The sequence below is a fragment of the Geobacillus sp. WSUCF1 genome, from assembly GCF_000422025.1.
GTDB lineage: Bacteria > Bacillota > Bacilli > Bacillales > Anoxybacillaceae > Geobacillus > Geobacillus zalihae.
The window spans coordinates 1-7,846 of record NZ_ATCO01000186.1 but is presented as its reverse complement, the minus strand read 5'-3'; the positions used below and the strand labels follow the sequence as shown (position 1 = coordinate 7,846).

Below are 7,846 nucleotides of genomic sequence, written 5' to 3'. Positions count from 1 at the left end.
CGAAAGTGACCGGAAAAACGGCGCACGGGCGCACAATCGTCGAGGTGAACAGCTACGTCGGCCAGGAGCTCGTCTTTTCTGGTACGTTTGAAATGTATCGTTCAAACATAGAGAAAAAGGATGGGGACAGCAATGAATATCGCGGTTGATGCCATGGGCGGAGACCATGCCCCGGGCGAAATCGTGCGCGGGGCGCTTATGGCCGCCGCCCATTTCCCTGACATCGAGATTACGCTGATTGGCGATGAAGCGAAAATTCGCCCGCATGTGGCGGGTGAAGAGCGCATTTCGATCATCCACACCGACGAAGTGATCGAAGCAGGTGATGAGCCGGTGCGGGCGGTGCGGCGCAAAAAGAACTCGTCGATGGTGCGCATGGCGGAAGAAGTGAAAGAAGGGCGCGCCGAGGCGTGCATTTCCGCCGGCAATACCGGGGCGCTCATGGCAGCCGGACTGTTTGTCGTCGGGCGGGTAGCCGGCATCGACCGCCCGGCGCTCGCCCCGACGCTGCCGACGTTGGATGGGCGCGGCTTTGTCTTTCTGGATGTCGGCGCCAACGTCGATGCAAAGCCGGAACATTTGCAGCAATACGCTTTGATGGGACATGCGTACGCAAAGAACGTGCGCGGCGTCGAAAAACCGCGCATCGGCTTGCTGAACGTCGGAACGGAAGACCAAAAAGGAAACGAAACAACGAAACGGGCGTTTGCCTTGCTCAAGGAAACGAACCTTCATTTCATCGGCAATGTCGAAGCGCGCGATCTGCTGCAAGGAGTGGCTGATGTTGTCGTCGCCGACGGCTTTGCCGGCAATGTTGCGTTAAAAACGATTGAAGGGACGGCGCTGGCGCTCTTTTCCTTGCTCAAGCAGACGCTGACAAGCGGCGTCGCGGCGAAGCTGGCCGCCGCCGTCCTCAAGCCAAAGCTCGCCGGGCTGAAAAAAATGATGGACTACTCGGAGTATGGCGGCGCGGCGCTGTTTGGCTTAAATGCTCCGGTCATTAAAGCGCACGGGTCGTCCGATGCGAACGCCATCTTCCACGCCATCCGCCAGGCACGAGAGATGGTGGTTCATGATGTCATCGGCACGATCAGAGCGGAGCTGGAACGGGCATAATCGGTAAAGGAGGAATCAAAAATGGGGAAAATCGCCTTTTTATTTCCTGGCCAAGGATCGCAGACGGTCGGCATGGCGAAAGACGCTGCCGAGCATGACGCCCGCGCCCGCGCCGTCATCGCGGAGGCTGACGAGCGGCTTGGATTCGCGCTTTCCAAGCTCATGTTCAACGGACCGCAAGAAGAGCTGACGTTGACATATAACGCCCAGCCGGCGCTCTTGACCGCCAGCATCGCCTTGCTCCAGCTTGTCGACGGCGCTGGGCTGAAAGCGGACTATGTCGCTGGCCATAGTTTGGGCGAATATACGGCGCTTGTCGCCGCCGGCGCCATGTCGTTTGCCGATGCCGTCTACGCGGTGCGCCGCCGCGGTGAGCTGATGGATGAAGCGGTGCCGGCCGGTGAAGGGACGATGGCGGCGGTGCTTGGGATGGACGCTGATGCGCTTGAAGCAGTGACAAATGAAATCGCCGCCCAAGGCGATCCGGTCGAGCCGGCCAACTTCAACTGCCCGGGGCAAATTGTCATCTCCGGCTCGAAAGCCGGAGTGGAAAAAGCGGCGCAGCTTTTGAAAGAACGCGGCGCCAAACGCGTCATTCCGCTTGAGGTGAGCGGTCCGTTCCACTCCGCTCTCATGAAGCCGGCGGCAGAAAAACTGAAAGCGGTTCTTGACAGTTTGGTGATTCGTGACGCCGTCATTCCGGTCGTCGCCAATGTGACGGCTGAGCCGGTGACGAAAAAAGAGGACATCGCCCGCCTTCTCATTGAACAACTGTACTCGCCGGTGCGTTGGGAGCAGTCGGTGCGCACGCTTCTTTCGCTTGGCGTCGACACGTTTGTCGAAATCGGTCCGGGAAAAGTGTTGTCCGGCCTTGTGAAAAAAATCGACCGCAACGCCCGCGTTTATGCGGTGAACGATCTTGCTTCCTTCGAAGCGACCGTTGCGGCGCTGAAAGGGGAATAAAGCGATGCTCGAAGGAAAAATTGCTCTTGTGACCGGGGCGTCGCGCGGCATTGGCCGGGCGGTCGCTCTGGAGCTTGCCCGCCAAGGGGCGAACGTTGCCGTCAATTACGCCGGCAGCGAGGCGAAAGCGAATGAAGTTGTCGAGGCCATCCGCTCGCTCGGCCGCGAAGCGATCGCCGTGCAGGCGGACGTCGCCCGCGCTGAAGATGTTGAGCGCATGGTGAAAACGACGATTGACCATTTTGGCCGCCTCGATATTTTGGTCAACAACGCCGGCATTACACGCGACAATTTATTGATGCGGATGAAAGAAGAAGAATGGGATGCCGTGATTAACACGAATTTAAAAGGGGTATTTCTTTGTACGAAGGCGGCAACGCGCCCGATGATGAAGCAGCGCTATGGGCGGATCGTCAACATTGCTTCGGTCGTCGGCGTGATCGGCAATCCGGGGCAGGCGAACTATGTCGCCGCCAAGGCCGGCGTCATCGGGCTGACGAAGACGGCGGCGCGCGAACTCGCCAGCCGCAACATCACCGTTAACGCCGTCGCACCAGGATTCATTACGACCGATATGACCGAAGCGCTCAGCCCGGAGCTGAAGGCGGAAATGTTAAAGCAAATTCCGCTCGCCCGCTTTGGCGAGCCGGATGATGTCGCCCGCGTCGTCGCTTTCCTCGCTTCCGACGCCGCGAGCTACATGACCGGACAGACGCTTCATGTTGACGGCGGCATGGTGATGCCGTAAGAAAAACAGCGCTAGTATTTTTTCTGCCAATCGACTATAATCATGAAGGGAGGTGAACGCAATGGCCGATGTATTGGAACGTGTAACGAAAATCATCGTTGACCGGCTGGGGGTTGACGAATCGCAAGTGACGCTCGAAGCGTCGTTTAAGGACGACCTGGGCGCTGACTCGCTCGACATCGTCGAACTCGTCATGGAACTTGAAGACGAATTCAACATGGAAATTTCCGATGAAGAGGCGGAAAAAATCGTCACAGTCGGAGACGCTGTGAACTACATAAAAAGTCGTCTGTAATGCCGCTTTTTTGCAAAGTCCCGTTGCTTCGAACGGGGCTTTCTCTGCTTTTTCAGGGATGCTCGGCGGGTCTTGCGGAAAAAAGCGCACGATTCCCGCTCGCGTAGCGGACCGGAGAACGGATATAATAGAAGAAGACACGGCCATTTTGTTCTGGAACGAAGTCGGAGGGCATTTTTATGTCAAAACAAAAAGATAAAGAGCGCATCCATGAAAAGAGGCGGGCGAAGTTTCAAGAGTTGCAAAAAAAAAATCGGCATCACCTTTCGAAACGAAAAGCTGTTGATTCAAGCGTTCACCCATTCATCGTATGTGAATGAGCATCGGCGGCGGCTTCACGAAGACAATGAACGGCTTGAGTTTTTAGGCGATGCCGTGCTGGAGCTGACCGTTTCTCAATATTTATTTCAAAAGTTCCCGCATATGAGCGAGGGGCAATTGACGAAGCTGAGGGCGGCCATCGTCTGCGAGCCGTCGCTTGTGAAATTTGCCAACGCCCTGTCGTTCGGCGAGCTCGTCTTGCTCGGCAAAGGCGAGGAGCTGACCGGCGGGCGGACGCGTCCGGCGCTCTTGGCAGACGTCTTTGAGGCGTTCATCGGCGCTTTGTATTTGGATCAAGGAATGGACGCGGTCATCCGCTTTTTGGAGAAAACGATGTTTCCGAAAATTGATGAAGGTGCTTTTTCTCATGTGATGGATTTTAAAAGCCAGCTGCAGGAATTGGTGCAGCGGGACGGCAGCGGAACGCTTGAATACGCCATTTTGGAGGAAAAAGGTCCGGCCCACAACAAGGAGTTTGTCGCCCGCGTAGCGTTAAACGGCCAAGAGCTTGGCATCGGCGTCGGCCGCTCGAAAAAGGAAGCTGAACAGCATGCGGCGCAAATGGCGCTCGAAACGTTGCGGGCTGCCGATCAGCAGTGAAGGCTGGCGCTGTTACGTCAGTCTTTTTTCTGTGAACGTGCGAAGGGATGGAGAGCAAACGCTGCTCATGGGTGTTTCGATGAACATGCGCGCCTTGAGCGGGGGAAGAAAGGCGTTTTTTTCGATAGCTCATATGGTAGGATGAAAAGATCGAACGTCTCGGTTTCCCAAAAGGGCTCCGGGGTGTTTGTGTTGGATCACAGTGGAAAGATGGTGAGGCGTCATACCATGTTCCTGAAACGATTGGATGTGATCGGCTTTAAATCGTTCGCCGACCGTGTATCGATCGAGTTTGTCCCTGGTGTGACGGCGGTCGTCGGTCCGAACGGGAGCGGCAAAAGCAACATTACCGATGCGATCCGTTGGGTGCTCGGTGAGCAATCAGCAAAATCGTTGCGCGGGGCGAAAATGGAAGACGTCATCTTCGCCGGCAGCGAATCGCGCAAGCCGCTCAATGTGGCTGAAGTGACGATCACACTCGACAATGAAGACGGCTTTTTGCCGCTTGAGTACCAGGAAGTGAGCGTGACCCGGCGCGTCTATCGCTCGGGGGAGAGCGAGTTTTTCATCAACCGCCAGCCGTGCCGTTTGAAAGACATCGTCGATTTGTTTCTCGATTCCGGGCTCGGCAAGGAGGCGTTTTCCATCATCGGCCAAGGCCGGGTCGAAGAGATTTTAAGCAGCAAACCGGAAGAGCGGCGCACGATTTTTGAAGAAGCGGCCGGCGTGTTGAAGTACAAGCTGCGGAAAAAAAAGGCGGAGGCGAAGCTAGCGGAGACGCAAGACAACTTGCACCGCGTCAACGATATTTTGCACGAGCTCGAACAGCAGCTTGAGCCGCTCCGCATGCAGGCGTCGCTCGCCAAAGAGTTTTTGGAAAAACGCGAAGAGCTCGAGCGATTTGAAGTGGCGCTGATGGTTCACGACATCGAGCAGTTGCGCGGGCAATGGAATGAGTTGAAGGAAGCGCTTGATGGGCACCAACGGGACGAAGTGGCGCTGGCGGCGGCGTTGCAGAAAATGGAAGCCCAAATCGAACAGCTGCGCGATCAAATGACCGCCATTGACGAATCGATCGACGGTTTGCAGCAAGTGCTGCTTTTAGCCAGCGAAGAGCTTGAGAAGCTCGAAGGGCGGAAAGAAGTATTGAAAGAGAGAAAAAAGCATGCCGCGAGGCGAAAAGCGCAGCTGGACGACATAACGGCTGCACTGGCTGCGAAACGGCGCCGCTTGACGGAGCAGCTGCATGCCGAGCGGGAGGAACTCGCCCGTCTTGAGGCGGGCGCCGCAGCGCTCGAGCGGGAGCTGAAAGAAAAACAGGCTTTGTTTTCGGCGCATGAAGCCGACATTGAAGAAGAAATCGAGCGGCGAAAAGGTGATTACATCGACCTTGTTCATGAACAGGCGGCGTTGAAAAACGAACGCGCACATGTGGAGCAGGCCATCAGCAAGCTGCATGCCAAACGGACGGCGCTCGATGAAGCGAACCGCCGCCATCTCGCCGAACGTGAACAGCTCGAGCAGAAGCGGGCGGCCTTATGGGCCGAGCAGACCCGCCTCGAACAGGCGCTGACGGAAGCGCATAACAGACAAGCCGCTCTCGCCGCGGCGCTCGCAGCGCAAAAAACGGAGCTCGAGCAGCATGAAGCGTTGCTGCATCAGGCGCGCCAATACCGGCAGCAAACCAAAGCGCGCCAGCAATGGTTGGAAGAGATGCAACATGATTATTCCGGTTTTGTCCAAGGAGTAAAGGAAGTATTAAAGGCGCGCGACCTTCTGCCCGGCATTCATGGCGCCATTGTTGAGCTCATCCGCGTGCCGGACCGCTATGAGACGGCGATTGAAACGGCGCTCGGCGGGGCGATGCAGCATATCGTCGTTGACAGCGAACAGGCGGCGCGGCAAGCGATTCACTATTTGAAAACGAACGGCTACGGGCGCGCGACGTTTTTGCCGCTTGACGTCATAAAAGCGCGCGCGCTTTCCGAACGGGAGCGGGCGGCGATTGACCGCCATCCGGCGTTTGTCGGCATTGCGAGCGAGCTCGTCGAATACGACCGCGCCTATAGGGCGGCGATCGCTCATTTGCTCGGCCATGTCATCGTGACAGCCGATTTAAAAGGCGCGAATGAGCTGGCCAAGCTTCTTCACTATCGCTATCGCCTCGTGACATTGGACGGTGATGTCGTCAGCCCTGGCGGGGCGATGACCGGCGGCGGGGCGGCGAAAAAGACCGCGTCGCTATTAAGTCGAAACCGCGAGCTTGAGACGCTTTCGGCCAAACTGCAGGAAATGGATGAAACGATCGCTCGGCTTGAGCGGGCTGTTGCCGCAAAACGACACGAGCTGGCGGAGCAGGAAGCGCAGGCGGCCGCGCTGCAAGAAGAGGTTGCGGCGCTTCGGGAGGCCCTGCAAAGACAAAAGGACGAGCAACGCGAGCTCGAATGGCAGAAAAAACGGATCGACGAGCGGCTCGCACTGTATGATGAAGAAAAGGCGAACGACGAGCGCGAAATGGCAGAGCTCAACCGCCGCCTCGGCGCCATTGACAGGCAGCTTGAGCAGCTTGCCGAGAAACTGCAGGCGATCGATGACGACATCAGCCGGCTGCAGGCGCAAAAACAGACGGAGCAAACGACGAAAGAGGCGCTCCAGGCAGCGATCACGGAGCAAAAAATCGCCTTGGCGGAAACGAAAGAGCGCGTGAAACATGCACGCCGGAAAGTGGAAGAATGGGAAGCGGAGCTTGCCGAAACGATCCGTGGGCTCAAAGAAGCAGAGCGCGAACGAGCCGCTTTGGATGCGGAAATGGAGGCGCCGGAATGGAACGAGGAAGAGATTGAGCAGCTGCGAAAGCAAAAGCTTGAGGACAAGCAAAAGACATTGGAGCTGATCGCGAGCCGTCGCGAACAGCGGCTCGATTTCCAACGCCGTCTTGAACATTTGGAACAGGAATGGAAAGAGACGAAGCGGCAGCATAAACAGCTCGCCGATGTCGTGAAAGACGAAGAAGTAAAGTTGAACCGGCTTGATGTGGAGCTGGAGAATCTGCTTGTCCGTCTGCGCGAAGAGTATGGGCTGTCGTTTGAAGCGGCTCGCTCCGCGTACCCGCTTGAGATCGGCGCCGATGAGGCGCGCAAGCGGGTGAAGCTGATCAAGCGCGCCATGGAGGAGCTCGGCACCGTCAACTTGGGGGCGATCGATGAATACGAACGTGTTTCCGAACGGCACCGCTTTTTAAGCGAGCAAAAAACCGATTTGGAAGAGGCGAAGGCGACGCTCCACCAAGTGATCGATGAAATGGATGAAGAAATGAAAAAACGGTTTCTCACAACGTTTGAACAAATCCGCGCCCATTTTGGCGAGGTATTTGGCGAGCTGTTCGGCGGCGGGCGCGCCGATTTGCGGCTGACCGACCCGAACGACTTGCTTGAGACTGGGATCGACATCGTCGCTCAGCCTCCGGGGAAAAAGCTGCAACATTTAAGCTTGCTTTCCGGCGGCGAACGGGCGCTGACGGCGATCGCCCTCTTGTTTTCGATTTTAAAGGTGCGTCCGGTGCCGTTTTGCGTCCTTGATGAAGTCGAAGCGGCGCTTGATGAAGCGAACGTGCAGCGGTATGCCCAATATTTAAAACGGTTCAGCCGCGACACGCAGTTTATCGTCATCACCCATCGAAAAGGGACGATGGAAGAAGCGGACGTGCTGTACGGCGTCACGATGCAAGAATCGGGCGTCTCGAAGCTCGTTTCCGTCCGTTTGGAAGACTCCAAGCAACTCGTGTCGTCATAGAAAGGAGGAGC

General features: G+C 56.8%; 6 protein-coding genes and 1 pseudogene. All 7 read left to right on the top strand.

The annotated features are described in order from the left end of the window. Positions 1–149 (top strand): annotated as a pseudogene (locus I656_RS01665) (transcription factor FapR); the annotation flags it as partial. Continuing rightward, entirely contained in the window at positions 133–1,116 is a 984-nt protein-coding gene (plsX, locus tag I656_RS01670) for a phosphate acyltransferase PlsX (protein WP_033006595.1), read from the top strand. The pseudogene I656_RS01665 and the gene plsX, both read left to right, overlap by 17 nt. A 21-nt stretch (positions 1,117–1,137) precedes the next feature. Beyond that, positions 1,138–2,079, top strand: a complete 942-nt coding sequence (gene fabD, locus I656_RS01675; protein ID WP_013523379.1) for an ACP S-malonyltransferase — start codon at positions 1,138–1,140, stop codon at positions 2,077–2,079. A 4-nt stretch (positions 2,080–2,083) separates the two neighbouring features. Beyond that, entirely contained in the window at positions 2,084–2,827 is a 744-nt protein-coding gene (fabG, locus tag I656_RS01680; RefSeq protein WP_013523380.1) for a 3-oxoacyl-[acyl-carrier-protein] reductase, read from the top strand. Between the two features lie 61 nt (positions 2,828–2,888). Beyond that, positions 2,889–3,122: an acyl carrier protein gene (locus I656_RS01685; protein WP_011230691.1), complete on the top strand. Its 234-nt coding sequence runs from the start codon at positions 2,889–2,891 to the stop codon at positions 3,120–3,122. A 210-nt stretch (positions 3,123–3,332) separates the two neighbouring features. Continuing rightward, complete coding sequence (gene rnc, locus I656_RS01690) at positions 3,333–4,043, top strand: ribonuclease III (RefSeq protein ID WP_020756566.1); 711 nt, start codon at positions 3,333–3,335, stop codon at positions 4,041–4,043. A gap of 228 nt (positions 4,044–4,271) precedes the next feature. Beyond that, the gene (gene smc / locus I656_RS01695; protein ID WP_033006592.1) at positions 4,272–7,835 is read left to right on the top strand and encodes a chromosome segregation protein SMC; all 3,564 of its coding nucleotides are present in this window, start codon (positions 4,272–4,274) and stop codon (positions 7,833–7,835) included. Positions 7,836–7,846 lie beyond the last annotated feature (11 nt).